This is a genomic window from Butyricicoccus sp., from assembly GCF_050872565.1.
In the GTDB taxonomy this organism is placed as follows: domain Bacteria; phylum Bacillota; class Clostridia; order Oscillospirales; family Butyricicoccaceae; genus Butyricicoccus_A.
On record NZ_JBNMHC010000502.1, the window covers coordinates 1 to 1,208 of the forward strand.

The window sequence follows — 1,208 nt, forward strand, 5'->3', positions numbered from 1 at the left end:
AAAACGACCTTCGGCTTATGGGTCTGTGCCTCTTCCGGCGTTACATCCGCATATGCCATAATAATCACATGGTCGCCCTCAGATGCGCAGCGTGCTGCCGCGCCGTTCAGACAGATCACGCCGCTGCCCGGCTCACCTGCGATGGTGTACGTTTCAAAGCGATTGCCGTTGTTCACGTCTACAATCTGTACTTTTTCATACTCATAAATACCAGCTGTATTCAAAAGCTCGCTGTCGATGGTAATCGAACCAACATAGTTCAGCTCAGCCTGTGTTACAACGGCGCGGTGAATTTTGCCTTTCAGCATCTGGATTGTCATGTAAATTTCGTCCTCCGTTTTATTTAGCGTTCAATGATAAAGTTATCAATCAGGCGGGTCTTGCCGATATATACGGCAACAGCGGCGAGGATCGAGCCTTCGGTGCTGCTGACCGGCTCCAGATTGTTCCAATCTACAATTTCTACATAATCAATGCGGCTGAGCGGCTCTGCCTCAATCTCAGCGGTAATGATTGCCTTGACCTTTTCTGCATCGGTCTCGCCAGCTTCTACAGCAGCCTTGCCCTTGTTCAGACCACGGGACAGGCACAAAGCTGCCTTGCGCTCCTCTGCGCTCAGGTAAGTATTGCGGGAAGACTTTGCCAGACCGTCTTCTTCACGGATAATCGGGCAGCCAACAATGGTCAGCGGCATATTCAGGTCACGTACCATGCGGCGGATAACAGCGAGCTGCTGTGCATCCTTCTGACCGAAGTATGCGCGATCCGGCTGTACGATGTGGAACAGCTTGCTGACAACGGTGCACACGCCGCGGAAATGAATCGGGCGAGTCTTGCCGCACAGACCCTTGGTCAGGTGATCCATGTCAACATAGGTGCAGAAATCCGGTGCATACATTTCTTCCGGCTCCGGATTGAAAATCAGGTTTGCGCCGGTAGACTCACACAGCGCAGCATCGCGCTCCATATCGCGCGGATAGGTTGCCAGATCCTCTGTCGGGCCAAACTGAATCGGGTTGACAAAGTCGGAAACGACAGTGCGGTCGTTCTCTGCAACCGAGCGTGCAATCAGGCTCTGATGGCCTTCATGCAGATAACCCATAGTCGGAACCAGACCTACGGTCAGTCCCTCAGCGCGCCATGCCTTTACCTGTGCACGAACTTCTTCTATTGTCTTAACGATGGTAATCATGTGAAACTCCTTTTAT

The 1,208-nt window shown here is 52.2% G+C and carries 2 protein-coding genes; both read right to left on the reverse strand.

Annotated elements, in window-relative coordinates:
* Positions 1 to 320 (reverse strand): aspartate 1-decarboxylase (gene panD / locus ACR0P9_RS12915; protein WP_432620776.1); only part of this gene is annotated, 320 nt, incomplete at its 3' end.
* Positions 321 to 343: 23 nt separating this feature from the next.
* Entirely contained in the window at positions 344 to 1,189 is an 846-nt protein-coding gene (panC, locus tag ACR0P9_RS12920) for a pantoate--beta-alanine ligase (protein ID WP_432620778.1), read from the reverse strand.
* Positions 1,190 to 1,208 lie beyond the last annotated feature (19 nt).